The 17,578-nt window shown below is 66.4% G+C and carries 14 protein-coding genes and 1 tRNA gene; 8 read left to right on the top strand and 7 right to left on the bottom strand.

The annotated features are described in order from the left end of the window. Window positions 1–156 precede the first annotated feature (156 nt). From petA to EO174_RS15080, 5 genes are all read left to right on the top strand, one after another. Window positions 157–801 carry a ubiquinol-cytochrome c reductase iron-sulfur subunit gene (petA, locus tag EO174_RS15110; protein WP_026064126.1) on the top strand — a complete coding sequence of 215 codons (645 nt, stop codon included), beginning with the start codon at window positions 157–159 and terminating at the stop codon, window positions 799–801. Next, window positions 801–2,060, top strand: coding sequence for a cytochrome bc complex cytochrome b subunit (locus EO174_RS15105; protein ID WP_104649060.1), 1,260 nt, complete (start codon window positions 801–803; stop codon window positions 2,058–2,060). Before petA ends, EO174_RS15105 begins: the two co-directional genes overlap by 1 nt. Next, window positions 2,053–2,811: a cytochrome c1 gene (locus tag EO174_RS15100; protein ID WP_164740223.1), complete on the top strand. Its 759-nt coding sequence runs from the start codon at window positions 2,053–2,055 to the stop codon at window positions 2,809–2,811. The genes EO174_RS15105 and EO174_RS15100 overlap by 8 nt, the downstream gene beginning before the upstream one ends. A gap of 1,332 nt (window positions 2,812–4,143) precedes the next feature. Then, the gene (locus tag EO174_RS15085) at window positions 4,144–4,779 is read left to right on the top strand and encodes a glutathione S-transferase N-terminal domain-containing protein (RefSeq protein ID WP_024939278.1); all 636 of its coding nucleotides are present in this window, start codon (window positions 4,144–4,146) and stop codon (window positions 4,777–4,779) included. 78 nt (window positions 4,780–4,857) lie between these two features. Further along, entirely contained in the window at window positions 4,858–5,301 is a 444-nt protein-coding gene (locus EO174_RS15080) for a ClpXP protease specificity-enhancing factor (RefSeq protein ID WP_104582164.1), read from the top strand. 187 nt (window positions 5,302–5,488) lie between these two features. Here the strand turns inward: EO174_RS15080 and EO174_RS15075 are convergent, their stop codons facing one another. After that, window positions 5,489–5,854 carry a DUF3301 domain-containing protein gene (locus EO174_RS15075; RefSeq protein ID WP_126945475.1) on the bottom strand — a complete coding sequence of 122 codons (366 nt, stop codon included), beginning with the start codon at window positions 5,852–5,854 and terminating at the stop codon, window positions 5,489–5,491. A 230-nt stretch (window positions 5,855–6,084) separates the two neighbouring features. On the opposite strand from EO174_RS15075, the gene EO174_RS15070 reads away from it, so the two are divergent. Continuing rightward, window positions 6,085–10,479, top strand: coding sequence for a DEAD/DEAH box helicase (locus EO174_RS15070; RefSeq protein WP_126945472.1), 4,395 nt, complete (start codon window positions 6,085–6,087; stop codon window positions 10,477–10,479). Here the strand turns inward: EO174_RS15070 and EO174_RS15065 are convergent. Further along, window positions 10,419–11,039, bottom strand: coding sequence for a DNA-3-methyladenine glycosylase (locus tag EO174_RS15065; RefSeq protein WP_115676869.1), 621 nt, complete (start codon window positions 11,037–11,039; stop codon window positions 10,419–10,421). The two genes, EO174_RS15070 and EO174_RS15065, sit on opposite strands and share 61 nt — an antisense overlap. A 296-nt stretch (window positions 11,040–11,335) precedes the next feature. Here EO174_RS15065 and EO174_RS15060 point away from each other — a divergent pair, with 296 nt between their 5' ends. Both EO174_RS15060 and EO174_RS15055 read left to right on the top strand, forming a co-directional pair. Beyond that, a complete protein-coding gene (locus EO174_RS15060) occupies window positions 11,336–12,994 on the top strand; it encodes a methyl-accepting chemotaxis protein (protein ID WP_126945469.1) in 1,659 nt (552 codons plus the stop codon). An 11-nt stretch (window positions 12,995–13,005) separates the two neighbouring features. Next, window positions 13,006–13,515 carry a chemotaxis protein CheW gene (locus EO174_RS15055; protein ID WP_104582169.1) on the top strand — a complete coding sequence of 170 codons (510 nt, stop codon included), beginning with the start codon at window positions 13,006–13,008 and terminating at the stop codon, window positions 13,513–13,515. A gap of 226 nt (window positions 13,516–13,741) precedes the next feature. On the opposite strand, the gene EO174_RS15050 is transcribed toward EO174_RS15055, so the two are convergent. From EO174_RS15050 to rnd, 5 genes are all read right to left on the bottom strand, one after another. After that, window positions 13,742–14,821, bottom strand: coding sequence for a sensor domain-containing diguanylate cyclase (locus tag EO174_RS15050; protein WP_126945466.1), 1,080 nt, complete (start codon window positions 14,819–14,821; stop codon window positions 13,742–13,744). A 206-nt stretch (window positions 14,822–15,027) separates the two neighbouring features. Next, window positions 15,028–15,204, bottom strand: coding sequence for a hypothetical protein (locus EO174_RS22980; RefSeq protein ID WP_164740222.1), 177 nt, complete (start codon window positions 15,202–15,204; stop codon window positions 15,028–15,030). A gap of 171 nt (window positions 15,205–15,375) precedes the next feature. Beyond that, window positions 15,376–15,451: transfer RNA gene (locus EO174_RS15045), tRNA-Ala, on the bottom strand. 88 nt (window positions 15,452–15,539) lie between these two features. Beyond that, window positions 15,540–15,941 carry an H-NS family nucleoid-associated regulatory protein gene (locus EO174_RS15040; RefSeq protein WP_104649055.1) on the bottom strand — a complete coding sequence of 134 codons (402 nt, stop codon included), beginning with the start codon at window positions 15,939–15,941 and terminating at the stop codon, window positions 15,540–15,542. Window positions 15,942–16,407: 466 nt separating this feature from the next. After that, complete coding sequence (rnd, locus tag EO174_RS15035; protein ID WP_104649054.1) at window positions 16,408–17,502, bottom strand: ribonuclease D; 1,095 nt, start codon at window positions 17,500–17,502, stop codon at window positions 16,408–16,410. Window positions 17,503–17,578: the final 76 nt, after the last annotated feature.

Genomic DNA, 17,578 nt, shown 5'->3' with positions numbered 1-17,578 from the left:
CGCCTGCATCCGGTGTTTGCACTGCGCCGGTCCGACTGCGTACATTGCGTTGTCTGTGTATTAAGCGTTCCGCTACACTGCGGTCGATTCATCGCGGCTGGACCCCCCGCCAGCCGTTGGCAGCCTCACGCTACCTAATCAAGATCGGAGAGCCGGATGGCCAACGATGGGGTTAACGCACCTGCGGATATCGGGCGTCGCCGGTTTTTGACCGCGACAACGGCCGTGGTCGGTGCGGTCGGAGCAGGATTTGTCGCAGTTCCGTTCGTGAAGTCGTGGAATCCCAGTGCACGCGCCAAGTTGGCCGGTGCTCCGGTGACTGCCGACATCAGCGCCTTGCAGGAGGGGCAACGGCTGGTTCTGGAATGGCGCGGTCAGCCGATCTGGATCGTCAAGCGCTCCAAGGCGATGCTCGACGCGCTGCCATCGCTGGATGACCGGCTCAAGGATCCCAAGTCCGAGAACAAGGACCAGCAGCCGGACTATGTACTGAAGAATCCCGAATACCGCTCGATCAAGTCCGACATCTCGGTGCTGGTCGGGCTGTGCACGCATCTGGGCTGCTCGCCGGAAATGGTCGCCGAGATCCGCCCCGAGCCCTACGACCCGCAGTGGAAGGGCGGCTATTTCTGCCCCTGCCACAAGTCGCGTTTCGACATGTCCGGCCGCGTCTTCGACGGCGTGCCGGCACCGATCAATCTGCTGGTGCCCCCACACCACTACGTGGACGACAACACCCTGGTGATCGGCGTCGATCCCGATGGTGCCGGTACGTCGGCCAACAGCACGGGGGCTGCCTGATGAGCAATATCCTGGTCCGTACCGCCAACGGTGTGTTCGATTGGGTCAACGAACGCGCGCCCGGGCTGATGCCCATGTATCGCAAGCATGTCAGCGAGTACTACGCGCCGAAGAACTTCAACCTCTGGTACTACTTCGGCTCGCTGGCCATCGTGGTGCTGGTCAACCAGATCGTCACCGGCATCTTCCTGACGATGCACTACAAGACCAGCGCCGCCGATGCATTCGCCTCGATCGAATACATCATGCGCGACGTGGAGTGGGGCTGGCTGATCCGCTACATGCACAGCACCGGCGCCTCGCTGTTCTTCATCGTGGTGTATCTGCACATGTTCCGCGGGCTGATGTACGGCAGCTACCAAAAGCCGCGCGAATTGGTGTGGATTCTCGGCATGCTGATCTACCTGGTGCTGATGGCCGAAGCCTTCATGGGCTACGTGCTGCCGTGGGGTCAGATGTCGTTCTGGGGCGCCAAGGTCATCATCTCGCTGTTCGGTGCCATCCCGGTGATCGGCAACGGGCTGACCGAATGGATCATGGGCGACTACCTGCCCGGCGATGCCACGCTCAACCGCTTCTTCGCGCTGCACGTGATTGCGCTGCCGCTGGTGCTGTTGTTGCTGATCGTGCTGCACATCGGCGCGCTGCATGAAGTGGGTTCCAACAATCCCGATGGCGTGGACATCAAGAAGGGGCCGAAGGGCAACCGCTGGGACGCGCACAAGCCGGCCGACGGCATCCCGTTCCACCCGTATTACACGGTCAAGGATCTGGTCGGGGTCGGCTTTCTGCTGTTGATCGCGGCCTTCATCATCTTCTTCGCGCCGGCGTTTGGCGGCCTGTTCCTGGAGCACGACAACTTCACCGAGGCCAATCGCCTGGTGACTCCCGAGCACATCAAGCCGGTCTGGTACTACACGCCGTATTACGCGATGTTGCGGGTTGTGCCTAACAAGCTCGGCGGCGTGCTGGTGATGTTCTCGGCGATCGCGATCCTGTTCCTGGTGCCGTGGCTGGATCGGGCCAAGGTGCGCTCGATTCGCTACCGTGGCTGGATCTCCAAGGTCGCGCTCGGCGTGCTGGTGGTGTGCTTCGTGTGGCTGGGCGTGATCGGCTCCGGCCCCGGCACCGACGCGCACGAAACCTATGTCGGGCGCGTGCTGACCTTCCTCTACTTCGCCTTCTTCATCACCATGCCGGTGTGGACGCGGCTGGACAAGACCAAGCCGGTGCCGGAGCGGGTGACCACCCATGACTAATTCCAACGTGAGGTCATGGACGTCGCGCCTGGTCGCCCTGCTGTGCGGGCTGCTCATTGGCGGCGGTGCGATTGCGGCCGAAGGCGGTGCGGTGCAGCAGGCCGGCAACGACCTGAGCGACCGTGCCTCGCTGCAGCGTGGCGCGCAGTTGTTCATGAACTACTGTTCCGGCTGCCACTCGCTGAAATACCTGCGCTATTCGCGCATGGCCAGCGATCTGGGCTTGAGCGAAGCAGAGGTCATGACCAACCTCAACTTCACCGGCGCCAAGATCGGCGAACACATCGAAGGCACCATGCCGCACGATGCGGCCGCCAAGTGGTTTGGCAAGGCGCCGCCGGATCTGACCCTGATCGCCCGCGTGCGCGGCACCGACTGGGTCTATACCTATCTCAAGTCGTTCTACCTGGATCAGACCCGCCCTCTGGGCTGGAACAACCAGTTGTTCCCGAATGCGTCCATGCCCAACCCGCTGTGGGAGCTGCAAGGCCTGCAGCAGGCGCAGTTCGGCCCGCCCGACAAGGCGACCGGCGACAAGCCGGTGCAGGCGCTCAAGCTCGGCCAGCCCGGGCGACAGACGCCGGTGGAGTTCGACCAGACCGTGCGCGACATCGCCAACTTCCTAGAGTACGCGGGCGAGCCGGCGGCGCTGAAACGGCAAAGCATGGGCGTGTGGGTGATCCTGTTCCTGGTCTTGCTCACCTTCATTGCCTACTTGCTCAAGAAGGAATACTGGAAGGACGTGCATTGATCGTGCGGTGAACCCGAGGCGGCCGCGCAATGCCGCGGCGGCCCAGGAATAGCAACCGATCGCCCGGTGCATGCATGCGCTGCGCAGGGCAGGGGTGCGCATGCTATGTGCCGATTCCGGGCCTGGGCCGCGTCCGTCGGCGGTGGCGCAGTCGTTGAGCGGCATGGACGCCGTTCAAGAGCCTAGATCGACGTACTTGCGGCATGTCCCGCGACGGCGGGCGGGCAAGGGCCCCGCAGCACACTCGCAACGTCGAGGGCGCGGCGCCCTCACCGCTTGCGGGACACGCCGTGAACCCGTCCCTGGGGGCTCGGTGGCGGCATCCATGCCGCCACACGGTCCCGCAACCGGCAAGGGCACCGCACCAGACAATTGGTCGGCACTGATCTGAAAGCCGTCTGTCGTGCGGTATGCATCAGACGTGGAGCCGCTGATCATGATCAAACATGGCGCTTCCAGCACTGCTCTTCCCACGCACACCGACCCTCTCGACTGGTCCTTGCCCGCTCACCGTCGCGGGACCCTGAGCGGCATGGATGCCGCGCCGGAGCCTACATGGACGTACTTGCGGCGTGTCCTGCGAGGGTGGGCGGGCAAGGACCCTGCAGCAAACTGACAGCGTCGAGTGCGCGTTGCCCTCACCGCTCGCGGGACACGCCGTAAACCCATCCCTGGGGGCTCGGTGGCGGCATCCATGCCGCCACACGGTCCCGCAACCGGCAAGGGCACCGCACCAGACAATTGGTCGGCACTGATCTGAAAGCCGTCTGTCGTGCGGTATGCATCAGACGTGGAGCCGCTGCTCATGATCAAACAAGGCGCTTCCAGCACTGCTCTTCCCATGCACACCAACCATCTCGACTGGTCCTTGCCCGCTCACCGTCGCGGGACCCTGAGCGGCATGGATGCCGCGCCGGAGCCTACACGGACGTACTTGCGGCGTGTCCTGCGATGGTGGGCGGGCAAGGACCCGGCAGCCAACTCGCAGCGTCAAGGACGTACTTGCGGCGTGTCCTGCGACGGTGGGCGGGCAAGGGCCCGGCAGCACACTCGCAGCGTCGAGGACGTACTTGCGGCGTGTCTCGCGATGGTGGGCGTGCAAGGGCCTGCACAGAATCCGCAGATCCGCTGCGGAGCCACCTGCCGATGACGCGTCATCGCCGGCCGCGCCCGACATTGGACGCGACAATATGGCTTGTTAGTGTTTTTGAGGCCCTATCACCCTTGGCTTTTGCGTGACGTGATTGCACACTCGAAGGACCGTGGTGACGGTCGGCGTTGGGCCGGCCGCGCCGATGCGGCCGGCGGATTCCGGTCGTCGGAGAGCCTTGAATGGCGACGAGTGTGCGTATGCGGAATACCTTGACTTTGTTTTCGTCCAACGACGACGTGTTGTGCCACCGGGTCCGTCTGGTCCTGGCGGCGAAAGGGGTGACCTACGACCTGGTGCCGGTCGACCCGCAAAATCCCCCGGAAGATCTGATCGATCTCAATCCCTATCATTCGGTCCCGACCCTGGTCGAACGCGACTTGGTGCTGTACGCCGCATCGGTGGTCAGCGAATACCTGGACGAGCGCTACCCGCATCCGCCGTTGATGCCGGTCGATCCGCTCTCTCGCGCGCGCCTGCGTCTGGCGATGTTGCGGATCGAGCACGACTGGGTGCCGCAGGTGCAGGCCATCCAGCTCGGCAACAAGACCCAGGCCGAAGCCGGCCGCAAGCGCCTGAAGGAACTGCTCACCGCGTCGGTGCCGCTGTTCAAGGCCAGCAAGTTCTTCCTCAATCCGGAAATGAGTCTGGCCGATTGCGCGATGGCGCCGATCATCTGGCGACTGGACGCGTTGGAGATCGGGCTGCCCAAGGATGGCAAGGCGATCGAAGACTATGGCAACCGGATCTTCCGCAATCCCGGCTTCATCCGCAGCCTGACCGATCAGGAAAAGAAACTGCGCGACCTGCCAGGCTGATGCGACGGCTGTATGCCAACAGACCGACGCCGCATCGCGCAACCGCCGCTGCGGGCCGTGTGCGGGTAAAATGACGCCATGAGCGAAGATTTCCCCCGCATGACCAGCCATCGCCCGTACCTGCTGCGGGCCTTGGTCGAATGGATCAACGACAACGGCATGACGCCGCACGTTCTGGTGGATGCAGGACTGCCCGGCGTGCAGGTGCCTGCCAGTGCGGTCAAGGACGGCCGTGTGGTCCTGAACATCGCCGAGCGCGCCGTGGTCGGGCTGCAGGTCGACAACGAAAGCGTGCAATTCACCGCGCGCTTTGGCGGCGTCAGTTATCCGGTGATGGTGCCGATGGCCGCCGTCCTGGCGGTATATGCGCGCGAGACGGGGCAGGGCATGGCCTTGCCGGACGATATCCCCGGTACCAGCACCGAACCGCCGGATCCGGGTGCGTCGCCGCCGCCGGGTGCGCCCACGCCGGACGAGCCGCCGGCTGCCGGCAAGCGTCCGCATCTGCGCGTGGTCAAGTAACCGGCAATGGGCGCGCACCGCGCGCCCGTCCGGTGCCGCGGCAGGTTCGCGTGGTGTGTGCGCCGCGGTCGAATGAGGGCACCGACAGATGCGGTTGCAGTCACCGCTGCGGCCTGGTGAATGCGCTGCAGGACGTTGGTCTTCGGTCGCCGCCTGCAGGCCTGCGTCCACAGCGGCCAGATCGCGGTCAGTTCAGGCGCTGATGATCCGGGCTCAGCGGTGTCACCGTGGCCATCAGCGGTGTCACCGTGGCCACTTGCGGTCCGGTAAAGGCGATCAGCTGATCGCCGCGCAGCACCAGGCGGCCGCTATGCCGGTCGATGCCATCGTGCGAATACTCGAACCGGAACGTCCGCTCGAAGCCCAGCCAGCCATTGGGCTTGCGGCAGATGCGCAGGTTGGTGGAATGCACGCTCTGGTCCAGCCATTGCACGTCGGCGGCGCGGCAGGCGTTGCGGCCGAGGATGTCGGCACGTTCGGCTGCGGCACGCGAGGAGTTCCAGAACGCGTACAGCGCGGCGCCGGCAATCATGAAGAGAATCAGGCTGGGCATGGGCGTCAATGTGCCATGGCACGCGCCCGGTCGACAATCGCCGCGCCGGGCCGCAGTGTTGCGTTGGCCGCCGGCGAGGTCGCGCGCCGGTCGTCCTCCGATTTCATGATGCACCGCCATTGCTGCGGCTGGCTTGTGTGAGGCGCAGCGCAACCCCATCCATTGAACTCACCCCCTTGAATCCACGCGCCGTCGGTCCTGGCTTGGCATCACGGCCTGCGGTATCGCCTATGCATCCTGTCCTGCAGCAGTTCCATCCTGTCGTGGCTGCGTGGTTCGCGCAGACCTTCGCTGCGCCCACGCCGGCGCAGATTGCCGCGTGGCCGGCGATCCAGGCCGGACGCCACACGCTGGTAGCCGCGCCCACCGGCTCGGGCAAGACATTGACGGCGTTCTTCGCGGCGATCGATGCATTGATCCGCGACGGCCTGGCCAACGGTGGCGCGCTGCCGGACGAAACCCGCGTGGTCTACGTCTCGCCGCTGAAGGCGCTGTCCAACGACATCCACCTCAATCTGGATGCGCCGTTGCAGGGCATCCGCACGGCCCTGGTTGCGAGCGGCCTGCCGGACGTGGCAGTGCGCACGGCGGTGCGTACCGGCGACACCCCGCAGCGTGAGCGGGCGCAAGCGCGCCGCACGCCACCGCATATCCTGGTGACCACGCCAGAGTCCTTGTACGTGCTGTTGGGTTCGGCCTCCGGACGCCATGCGCTGCGGCATGTGCGCACCGTCATCGTCGATGAAATCCACGCGGTGGCGGCGGACAAGCGTGGCAGCCATCTGAGCCTGACCCTGGAGCGGCTGCAGCGGCTGGCCGAGCGCCCGATCACCCGCATTGGCTTATCGGCGACGCAGAAGCCGATCGAGACCGTGGCGCAGTTCCTGGTCGGGGCGGGCGATGCCGGCCAGCCGCCGCCCTGCGAGATCGTGGACATCGGCTACACCCGCAAGCGCGATCTGGCGCTGGCCCTGCCGCCGACGCCGCTGAGCGTGGTGATGTCCAACGATCAGTGGCTGCAGGTGTATGCCGATGTCGCCAGGCTTGCGCAGCAGCATCGCACCACGCTGGTGTTCGTCAATACCCGGCGCATGGCCGAGCGGGCTGCGCGCCATCTTGGCGATCTGCTCGGCAAGCAGCGCGTCGCCGCCCATCACGGCAGCTTGTCGCGCGAAACGCGGCTGCTGGCCGAGCAGCGGCTCAAGGCCGGCGACCTCACCGTGCTGGTGGCCACCGCATCGCTGGAACTGGGCCTGGATATCGGCGATGTGGATCTGGTCTGCCAGCTCGGGTCGCCGCGTTCGATCGCCACCTTCCTGCAGCGCGCCGGACGCTCCGGGCACAAGGTCGGCGGCACGCCCAAGGCGCGCCTGTTCCCGCAGACCCGCGACGAGCTGGTCGAATGCGCCGCGCTGCTGGACAGCGTGCGCCGCGGTGAGCTGGACGCCTTGCGCATGCCGCTGGCGCCGATCGACGTGCTTGCGCAACAGATCGTGGCCGAGGCCGCGTGCGAGGACTGGGACGAAGACGCGTTGTTCGCCTTGGTGCGTCGTGCCTGGCCGTTCGCGCAGCTGAGCCGTGCGAGCTTCGATGACGTGGTGCGCATGTTGTGCGAGGGCTTCAGCACACGGCTTGGGCCGCGTGCGGGTTACCTGCATCGCGACGCGGTGCATCGGCGCCTGCATGCGCGGCGTGGCGCACGCATGACCGCGCTGACCTCCGGCGGCACCATTCCCGAAACCGGCGACTACAGCGTGGTGCTGGAGCCGCAGGCCGAAAAGATCGGCACGGTGAACGAGGATTTTGCGGTCGAAAGTCTTACCGGCGATGTGTTCCAGCTTGGCAATGCCAGCTACCGCATCCTGCGCGTGGATGCCGGGCGCGTGCGCGTGGAAGATGCCAAGGGCGCGCCACCGAATATCCCGTTCTGGCTGGGCGAGGCGCCCGGGCGCAGCGATGAATTGTCGGCGGCGGTGTCGCGCCTGCGCGGCGAGATTGCGGTGCGGCTGGAGAGCCCGCCACATCAGGCCGCCTGCGACTGGCTGCACGACGTCTTGGGTCTGTCGGTGGAAGCTGCACGCCAACTGGTCGACTATCTCGCCTATGCCCGCACGGCCCTGGGCGCGATGCCGACCCAGCAGTGTCTGGTGATGGAGCGCTTCTTCGATGCCAGTGGCGGCACCCAGCTGGTGATCCACTCGCCGTACGGCAGCCGCATCAACCGTGCCTGGGGACTGGCGTTGCGCAAGCGCTTCTGCCGCACCTTCAACTTCGAACTGCAGGCCGCCGCGACCGAGGACGCGATCGTGTTGTCGCTGTCCACCAGCCACAGTTTTGCGCTGGAGGAGGTGGCCCGCTACCTGCATTCGTCATCGGCCGAGCATGTGTTGATCCAGGCGCTGCTGGATGCACCGCTGTTCGGCGTGCGCTGGCGCTGGAATGCGACCAATGCGATGGCGCTGCCGCGCTTTGCCGGCGGCCACAAGGTCGCGCCGCAGTTGCAACGGATGAAGTCGGAGGATCTGCTGGCGACCGTGTTCCCCGACCAGGTCGCCTGCGCGGAGAACCTGGTCGGCGAGCGCGAGGTGCCGGACCACCCGTTGGTGGCGCAGACGCTGGAAGACTGCCTGCATCAGTCCATGGACAGCGAGGGCTGGTTGCAGGTGCTGCGCGGGCTGGAGTCGGGCGCGATCACGCTGGTGGCGCGCGATCTGGCGGCACCGTCGCCGCTGGCGGCCGAAGCCTTGAATGCGCGGCCGTATGCCTTCCTGGACGACGCACCGCTGGAGGAGCGCCGCACCCAGGCCGTGCAGAGCCGTCGCTATACGCCGCAGAGCAGTGACGACCTGGGGCAGCTCGATCCCGAGGCCATCGCCTCGGTGCGTGAACAGGCCTGGCCGCAGCCGCGCGATGCCGAAGAAATGCACGAGGCGTTGGTCGGGCTCGGTGTGCTTCCGGTCGATGAAGCGGGCGATGCGCAATGGCAGGCGTGGCTGGCTGCACTCGCCGGCGATGGGCGCGCCAGTTGTCTTGCCTTCGACGGGGTGCCCGCGTTGTGGATCAGTGCCGAGCGCATCGACTGGTTTGTGCCGCTGTATCCGCATGCCGTTGCCCAACCGCCGCTACAGGCGCCGGCAGATTGCCGCGTTGCCGACTGGCAGCGCGACTGGGCCGTGCGCGAGCTGCTGCGCGGGCGCCTGTCTGCGGTCGGCCCGGCGCAGGTACCGGCCCTGGCGGGCGCATTGCGCCTGCCAGAGTCTGAGATCGTGCTCGCCCTGGCCGCGCTGCAGCGCGAGGGCTATGTCATGGCCGGCCACTTCAGCGCGCAGGCGCAGTCGGAAGAATGGTGCGAACGTCATCTGCTGGCGCGCATCCATCGCTATACCTTGGGGCGGTTGCGCCGCGAGATCGAGCCGGTGGCGCAACGCGACTACGCGCGGTTCCTGTTCGAGTGGCAGCACGTCGATGGCGCCAGCCGTGTGGCAGGGCCGGACGCACTGGCCGGCGTGGTCGGGCAGCTGGAAGGCTTCGAGGCCCCCGCAGTGCTGTGGGAAAGCGAGCTGCTGCCGGCCCGCGTGCGCGACTACCAACCTGCCTGGCTGGACGAGCTGTGCACCGCCGGGCGCACCGTGTGGGCGCGGCTGCGGCCCGGCGGCGGCCGTGGCGGTGCCGCGCTGCGTAGCACGCCGATCGTGCTGCTGCCGCGCCGCGCCGCGCAACGCTGGAGCAGCCTGGCACGCGATGGCGACGACGCACCATTGGGTTCGCGCGCGCAACGGGTGGCGGAGGTCCTGCAGCAGCAAGGCGCCTTGTTCTTCGATGAGATTGCCGATGCGGCCCGGCTGATGAGCACCGAATTGGAAGATGCCCTGAGCGAACTGGTGATGCGCGGGCGTGCGCATTGCGACAGTTATGCCGGGCTGCGCGCGTTGCTGGTGCCGGCGTCCAAGCGGCCCTCGGCGCTGTCGCGCCACCGGCGCCGCGCCAGTGCCCTGGGCATTCGCGATGCCGGGCGCTGGGCGCCGGTGCGCGCGCTGCCGGAGTTGCCGCTGGCCGAAGCCGGCGAGCGTCATCAGGACATGCTCGAACATGTGGCGCACACCTTGTTGCGTCGCTACGGCGTGGTCTGTTGGCGGCTGCTGGAGCGCGAGGCGGCATGGTTGCCGCCGTGGCGCGAATTGCTGCGCATGTACCAACGCCTGGAAGCGCGTGGCGAAATCCGTGGCGGGCGTTTCATCGCCGGCCTGTCCGGCGAGCAGTTTGCGTTGCCGGATGCGATCGCCGCCCTGCGCCGCGTACGTGCGCAAGCCTTGCCGCAACAGTGGGTGTGCGTGAGTGCGAGTGACCCGTGCAATCTGCTGGGCAGCCTCCTGCCGGGCGAGCGCGTCGCGCGCGTGCCCGGCAATCGGGTGGCCTATCTCGATGGCCTGCCGATGGCGGTATGGGCGGCCGATCGCTTCCAGCCGCTGCAGGACCTGAGCACCGAGCAGGCCGAGCAGGCCCTGCGCCTGCTGCAGCGCGGGCCTGGCGCCGCCGAGCAGACGCCGATGGAGCAGTGGCTGGCTCAGTCGCCCGGCAGCACCGCGCGCGCGCCTGTCGCCCGTGGCAGCGGACGCGACAGATAGCGGCTATCGGGCACCACCCAGCGCCATGGTGCATCCATCGCCTTGCGGATGCCGATGCGCGGCGTTGCAAGCGGCCCGGATGGCGGCGGCAGGCCGTCGTCCTCGATCCACAGGCGTGCGCGCGCGTCGGTCAGGTCCAGCCCGTTGTCCGCGGCGTTCACGCCAAATGCCTGGGCCAGGCGACCGGGGCCGGTGGTCAATGTCTTGAGCGGGGCGGCGCTGCGCGCGGCCTGCATGGCGGCGATTGCGGCCAGCGGCTCGAGCGCGCGGATCAGCACCGCATGTCCGGGCGCACCACCGCACACCGCGTTGATCGCCCAATGCATGCCGTAGATGAAATACACATACAGATGCCCCGGTGCGCCGAACATCACCTGCGTGCGTGGGGTCATGCCGCGAAACGAATGCGCGGCCGGATCTTCGCTGCCGCAATACGCCTCGACCTCGGTGATGCGGCCGCGGCGCCCGTCCGCGCTGACCAGCACCTTGTTGAGCAATCGCGGTGCGACCTGGCGGGCATCGTGCGCATAGAAACTGCGTGGAAGTGGCTGTGGCGACATGCGCCAAGCCTAACCGTGCAGTCGTGATGTCGCTGCGGACTGTCCGGGCATCAATCCGGGGGTAGGAATTTTCTGAATACCCGGCCCTGCGAGCGCGTGACCGGTCACAAAAGCGCATATCCGATGGTGTGAATACGCGGTTAAGCACCGTTTGTGTCTCAAGCGCGTTTTGGCGTCGCCGATAGCCATTAGCGATTGGTTAGACAAGCCGCATCGCAGCGAGCGGCATCCGCATCACGCCACCGGGCGACCCTGCACTGCAGGTCGCACATGCACCATCTCAAGAGAACTTCCCAATGTTAGGCAACTTCAGAATTGGAACCAGGCTGATCGTGGCGTTCCTGATCGTCTCGGCGATCGGCGCATGCATCGGCTGGGTGGGCTATTCCAACTCCGGTCGTATCAGCGACCTGTCGACCTCGCTGTACCAGCGCGAGCTGCTCGGCCTGTCGAACGTGAAGGAGGCCAATATCAACCTCATCTACGCCGGCCGCGCACGCGCCAACCTGTTGTTGGCCAGCAGCGCCGAAGAGCGTCAGTCGCATGTGCAGAACATCGACAAGTACACCGCCAAGGTGGTCGACTACATGACGCGCGCGCGGCCCAGTTTCCAGACCGAGGAAGGCAGGAACAAGCTGGCGCAATTCGACCGCGCCTGGCAGAAATACCTGGAAGAGCGCGGCCGCTTCATCGACGCCGCCAACCGCGAAGCCTTGCGCGACGCCAATCCGGAACTGGCCGAGTTGTCGCGTGCGGTACGTGCCAGCTCGGATGAAGTCGATAGCCTGATGACCGACCTGAGCGGGCTGCGCGAGCGCAGTGCCGCCTCGGCCAATGCCGAAGCCGGCAGCATCCACACGCGCAGCTCCCAGCTGCTGATCGCCATCATCTGCGGCGGCGTGCTGCTCGGCGCGATCCTTGGCGTGGTGATCAGCCGTAGCGTCACCGGCCCGATCCGCCGCGCGGTGACGGTGGCCAACGGGCTGTCCGAAGGCGACCTGACCATGCGCATCGACGTGCATGGCCGCGACGAGACCGCGCAGCTGCTCGAAGCGATGCGTACGATGGTGCAGAAGCTGTCGCAGGTGGTCGGCGAGGTCAACACCAGTGCCGAAACCCTGGCCAGCGCGTCGGAAGAAGTCAGCGCCACTGCGCAATCGTTGTCGCAGGCTGCCAGCGAACAGGCCGCCGGGGTCGAAGAGACCAGCGCCTCGCTGGAACAGATGACCGCATCGATCAGCCAGAACACCGAAAATGCCCGCATCACCGATGGCATGGCCACGCAGGCCGCCAAAGAAACCATCGAGGGCGGCGAAGCGGTGGTCGCCACCACCCAGGCGATGAAGCAGATCGCGCAGAAGATCGGCATCATCGACGACATCGCGTACCAGACCAATCTGCTCGCGCTCAACGCGGCGATCGAGGCGGCGCGCGCCGGCGAGCATGGCAAGGGTTTTGCCGTGGTGGCTGCCGAGGTGCGCAAGCTGGCCGAACGCAGCCAGGTGGCCGCGCAGGAGATTGGTGAGGTAGCCAGTTCCAGCGTCGAACTGGCCGATCGTGCCGGCCGTCTGCTCGACACCATCGTGCCCAGCATCAAGCGCACCTCGGACCTGGTGCAGGAGATTTCCGCAGCGTCCGAGGAACAATCCTCCGGTGTCAGCCAGATCAATTCGGCGGTGGTGCAGCTGAGCCAGACCACCCAGCAGAACGCCAGTGCATCGGAAGAACTGGCCGCCACTGCCGAGGAAATGAGCGCCCAGGCCGAACAGCTGCAGCAGAGCATGGCGTTCTTCCGCCTGGGCGGGCAGGGGCCTGCAAATACGCCGCCCAAGCGCGGCAAGGTGGCGGCCGCAGGCCCGGCACGTGCGCCTGGGACGCGCGGCTGGCGCAGCACCGCGGCGCCTGCCTATGCGATGTCCGAGGGCCCGGACGAAGGCCAGTTCGCCCGCTTCTGAGAGACCGATCGATGACTGCACAGACCCCCGATGTGATGCCTGGCGACGCCGCTGCGGCAGCCCAGTACCTGACCTTTCAGCTGGATGGTGAAATCTTCGCCATCAGCATTGTTGGCATTCGTGAAATCATCCAGTACCGCGCGCCCACGCCGGTGCCGTCGATGCCGGCCTGCGTGCGCGGGGTGATCAATCTGCGCGGTGCGGTGGTACCGGTGGTGGACCTGCAGGCGCGGCTGGGGCGTGCCGACAGTGCGATCAGCAAACGCAGCTGCATCGTGATCCTGGCCACCGAACAGGCGCAGGGACCGCAGGTGATCGGGGTGCTGGTCGATGCGGTCAACGCGGTGATCGAACTGGCCGATCAGGACATCGAAGCGGCGCCGTCATTCGGCACGCATATCCGCCGCGACCTGCTGCGCGGCATGGGCAAGGTGGGCGAGCGCTTCGTGGTGCTGCTGGAGATGGACCAGGTGCTGCAGGTGGATGAGATTGCCGGCAACACCGATGCCTTGGCAGCCTGAGCCCGGCCAGGCGCAGCCCACCAACACGGCTGCGGACTCGCCGGGCGGCTGTCCGCCACGTGTGATCAGCCACTAAAGAAAGCGGTCCCGGGTGCGTACGCACCGCAACCGCAACCGCCACGACTGCAGCCGGACACCGGCATCGACCACGCCGCCCGAGGCTGCGTGGCCGGGGCGATCCGCGCCCTGGTGACCGACCTCCTCAGACCTGGGTGTGGTCTGCCGCTCAGTCCTGCCGATGCCAGCCATCGAAGCGACGCACGCAGTTGCGTCCCTTGCCGATCGCGCCTTGCAGCGCGTGCCGCGCACGCGCCAGCAAGGCGTTGCTGTCGAGCGACGCACCGGCTGCCACCTCGACCAGGCCGGCGCTGATCGTCAGTGCACCGGCTGGCCAGCGCGCCGCTTCGATCGCCCTGCGCACGGCCTCGATCATCTCCATGGCCTCGGTCGCCGCTGTCTCCGGCACTGCGACACAGAACTGGTCGCGGCTCAACCGCGCCACCGTGGCGGTCTCCGGCAGCTGCGCTTCGATCATCCTGGCAGCCTGGACCAACGTGGCGTCCGCTGCTGCCGTTCCAGCCTGCAGCTTCAGCCGCTTGAAGCCGTCCAGGTCGATCAGCGCCAGCGCAAGCGATGGCGACGCGGCCGTCTCCGATCCCTGTGCCAGCGTCTGCAGTGCCTGCTCCAGGCCGGCGCGATTCCACACGCCGGTAAGGTTATCGCGCAATGCGTCCAGTTCGACCAGCCTGGCCGCACGCTGCAACTCGATGGTGTTGACGACCTGCTTGGCCAGTGCCTGCAGTGCGTCGCGCTCGGCGACCGACAGGCGGCGGGGTGTGCGATCCAGTACGCACAGCGTGCCCAGCGCGATCCCGTCGGAGGTCAGCAGTGGGGCGCCGGCATAGAAGCGGATCTGCGGCTCGCCGGTGACCAGCGCGTTGCGCACGAAGCGCGCATCCAGCTGGGTGTCGCCCACTTCCATCACGTGATCGGGTTCGAGGATGGCGTGGGCACAAAACGACAGCTCGCGTGGGGTTTCACTTGGCGCCATGCCCAGCTTCGACTTGAACCACTGGCGCTGCGTGTCGATCAGCGAAATCAGCGCCATCGGCGTACGGCAGACCGCCGCCGCGATCGAGGTGAATTCGTCGTAGACCGGCTCCGGGGCAGTGTCCAGAAGCTGGTAGTCCTGCAGTGCAGCCAGGCGTTCGTCTTCGTTGGCCGGCATCTGCGCCGCAACGGCGGCATCGCCTGGCAACAGCGTCGCGTGGAAGAGTTGCAGCGCGGACGCGTCAGGAATCTGCATGCGAAGACCACCGGAACAGGGCGCCGTCAGGCGAGGGAGGTGTGCGTGCGGCGAGGGCGTGTCGCAGCCCATCGCGCGCGCTGATTGGCGTAGGCCTCATCCGCCCCGGCGGATGACGGCTGTCGCCGATCTTGCCACATCGGGCAGGGCGGGGCAGTGCCAGCGAACCCACAATGAGGCGCTGCGAAACCGCCCTGCTCGGCAGGTCATTCGCCCTGGCCGGCGTTGCCCTTGGGGCGGCGGGTCTGTTCGTCATGGACCTGCAGGTCTTCCTGTCCGGGGCGCTGCTTGGCGGCCTCATCCTGTTTGCGATCCTGCTGGCTCTCCGAAACACCGTGCTGCTTGTCGGCGGCCTTGTCGGGCTGGCTCTGCTTGTTGTTCATGGCTTGCGTCCGGCGTGATGATGAGACGGACGTTAGCGCGCACGATGTGATCCCGGCGACATGGCCGTGACCGGCACCGGCAATGCACTAGCCGACGCGCTCCCGATGCACACGCCCGACACGAAAAGGCCCCGGAAACATGGCGTTTCCGAGGCCCTACGGTTGAAGCAATGGTGGAGCGGAAGGGGATCGAACCCTCGACCTTCGCGATGCGAACGCGACGCTCTCCCAGCTGAGCTACCGCCCCATGTGTCCTGATTCTACCCACATGTGGCGCGATTCGCCAAGCAGGCCGGCAGCCTGGATCGCCGCCCGACGGCGCGATCCTGCGGCAATCACTCGCGGACGAGCGGGAACTTGAGGTCCGGATTCTTGGCCTTCCATTCCTTGTACGACACCGACCCTTCCCAGGCGGCGAAGGCCTTGGGCGTGCGGCCGCGGCCGGACCAGGTCTCGCCGGTGTGCGGCAGTTCGTACTTCGGCTTGACTTCGCTGCGGCCGCTCTTGACCACGTCCTTGCGTGCAGCAGTGGTGCCCAGGTAAGCGGCAATATCGTTGCGCTGCTTGGTGTTGAAGTGGCCGGCAAACTGTTCCAGCAGCGAGACGATGGTGGCATGCGCAGAGGATGCCTCGCTGGCGCGCTCGGTCTTTTCCTGTTCTTCCAGCTTCTGCAGCTCGTCCAGCAGCTTGGCTTTGGCTTGTGCGATGGAATCCAGTTTGGAAGTGGTATTGCTCACAGAGGTATAGCCTCGGAATAAGTGGTGGAGACGTTGCCCGATGGACACGCGTCATTATGGCATGTGGCCCGGGGGCGGCCGTTGCGCGCGCGCGCCTGCAGATAGTGAGCAGGCCTTTCATAGGGCCTGTTCGCGCGTTCGCGGTGTCTGGCGAGGCCGCCGAACATGCTTGCGCACACGGCGACCCCGGCCGTAACGATACAGCAGCAGGCCAGACGAGATGGCACATCCATGCAGTCCTGGTCAGACACTGACCGCTTCGTGACCAAAACATGTCCTGATGGACTGCGCCAGCTTCGATGGCGCGAGCTCCATCTCAGATGCGGCGATCGACGGGGATGCTGCTGGCGTGTGCGGTCGGATCCACAGGCTGCGCCGTGGAAGTGAAGCTGGCTGAAAACTGTCTGCGCTTTGTCCGCCTCGCGATGGGCGCATGGAGGCGTGATCTCAGGACCGCTGCACCACGTCACTGCGTCGCAGTGTCTTCCAGCAGTGGCGTCAGCTGCGCTTCCAGGGCATGGCGGCGCCATTGTCCCAACGGTGCAGGCCAGCTGCGTTGCTCGATCAGGGTTTCCAGGTGCCGACGCGAGGCCAGGATGCCGTCGGGCAATCCCAGCTCGCGGCTGCGCTGGGCCACCGCATCCTGCAGGCGCTTGAGCACGGCCTTGTTGCCGTCGGTGGCGGCCTGCGCCAGCGGCGCGTGCTCCTCGTCGGGCAGCGGCGTGTTGAGCGCCTCCCATACGGCGGCGGCGAGCTTGCGCGGCGCCTTGGGGAACTTGTCGAACTGACGCAGCAGGGCGTCCAGATCAGCCGGCGGAAACCGTGCCAGCTGGCTGGCCAGTTCGTTGTCCAGGATCCAGCTGCGCGGGCGATCGCTCTGACGCGCCTGCAGGTCGCGCCAGCGCAGCAGGCGCAACAGGCGACGTTGCGCCGCCGGTTCCAGGAACTGCGCGGTGCGCAAGCTCACATGCGGCCAGCGCTCGCCGTCGTCGTGCTCCACCGTGGCGAGCAGGCGCTCGGCATCTTCGGCCAGCCAGCCCAGGCGATCCTGCTCGGTCAGGCGACGGGTGAGTTCGTCGTGGATGGCGAACAGGTAGCGCACATCGTCGGCGGCGTATTCCAGCTGCGCCGGCGACAGCGGGCGGCGCATCCAGTCCGAGCGCGTCTCGCCCTTGCTCAGCAAGGTGCCGGTCACTTCCTGCACCAGTTTCTGATAGCCCATGCCGCCACCCACACCCGCCAGCGCGGCGGCGATCTGGGTGTCGAACAACGGCCGCGGCAACACCCCGCACGCGCATTTGAAGGTGACCAGATCCTCGCTGGCGCTATGCATCACCTTGACGATGTCGGTGGCGGTCAACCACGCCTTGAGCGCCTCGTTCATGCCCGGGATCAGCGGGTCGATCAACAGGATCTCCTCGCCGATGGCCATCTGCACCAGCGCCAGTTGCGGCCAGTAGGTGCGTTCGCGAATGAATTCGGTATCCAGGCCAATGCGGGACGGACGCGACGCCTGCAGGCGTTCGGTCAGCTCGGAGGGGTGGGTGATCCAATGGGGCACGTGATTTCCGTCGACAGCGAGGGTTTGCGCAGAACGCGCAGAATAGCCTAACGTCGCGATCGCCTGTCGTGCGGCA

The organism is Xanthomonas sp. BRIP62418 (assembly GCF_003993495.1).
Taxonomy (GTDB): domain Bacteria; phylum Pseudomonadota; class Gammaproteobacteria; order Xanthomonadales; family Xanthomonadaceae; genus Xanthomonas; species Xanthomonas euroxanthea.
The sequence above is the reverse complement of the archived record's forward strand: the minus strand, read 5'-3'. Positions and strand labels throughout refer to the sequence as shown.

Excerpts from the sequence above, each read along its gene's own strand:
- EO174_RS15075 (WP_126945475.1), bottom strand. The coding sequence starts at position 5,854 with ATGCCCAGCCTGATTCTCTTCATGATTGCCGGCGCCGCGCTGTACGCG.
- EO174_RS22980 (WP_164740222.1), bottom strand. The coding sequence starts at position 15,204 with ATGAACAACAAGCAGAGCCAGCCCGACAAGGCCGCCGACAAGCAGCAC.
- EO174_RS15085 (WP_024939278.1), top strand. The coding sequence starts at position 4,144 with ATGGCGACGAGTGTGCGTATGCGGAATACCTTGACTTTGTTTTCGTCC.
- EO174_RS15105 (WP_104649060.1), top strand. The coding sequence starts at position 801 with ATGAGCAATATCCTGGTCCGTACCGCCAACGGTGTGTTCGATTGGGTC.
- EO174_RS15100 (WP_164740223.1), top strand. The coding sequence starts at position 2,053 with ATGACTAATTCCAACGTGAGGTCATGGACGTCGCGCCTGGTCGCCCTG.
- EO174_RS15070 (WP_126945472.1), top strand. The coding sequence starts at position 6,085 with ATGCATCCTGTCCTGCAGCAGTTCCATCCTGTCGTGGCTGCGTGGTTC.
- EO174_RS15080 (WP_104582164.1), top strand. The coding sequence starts at position 4,858 with ATGAGCGAAGATTTCCCCCGCATGACCAGCCATCGCCCGTACCTGCTG.
- EO174_RS15060 (WP_126945469.1), top strand. The coding sequence starts at position 11,336 with ATGTTAGGCAACTTCAGAATTGGAACCAGGCTGATCGTGGCGTTCCTG.
- EO174_RS15065 (WP_115676869.1), bottom strand. The coding sequence starts at position 11,039 with ATGTCGCCACAGCCACTTCCACGCAGTTTCTATGCGCACGATGCCCGC.
- EO174_RS15055 (WP_104582169.1), top strand. The coding sequence starts at position 13,006 with ATGACTGCACAGACCCCCGATGTGATGCCTGGCGACGCCGCTGCGGCA.
- EO174_RS15050 (WP_126945466.1), bottom strand. The coding sequence starts at position 14,821 with ATGCAGATTCCTGACGCGTCCGCGCTGCAACTCTTCCACGCGACGCTG.
- petA (WP_026064126.1), top strand. The coding sequence starts at position 157 with ATGGCCAACGATGGGGTTAACGCACCTGCGGATATCGGGCGTCGCCGG.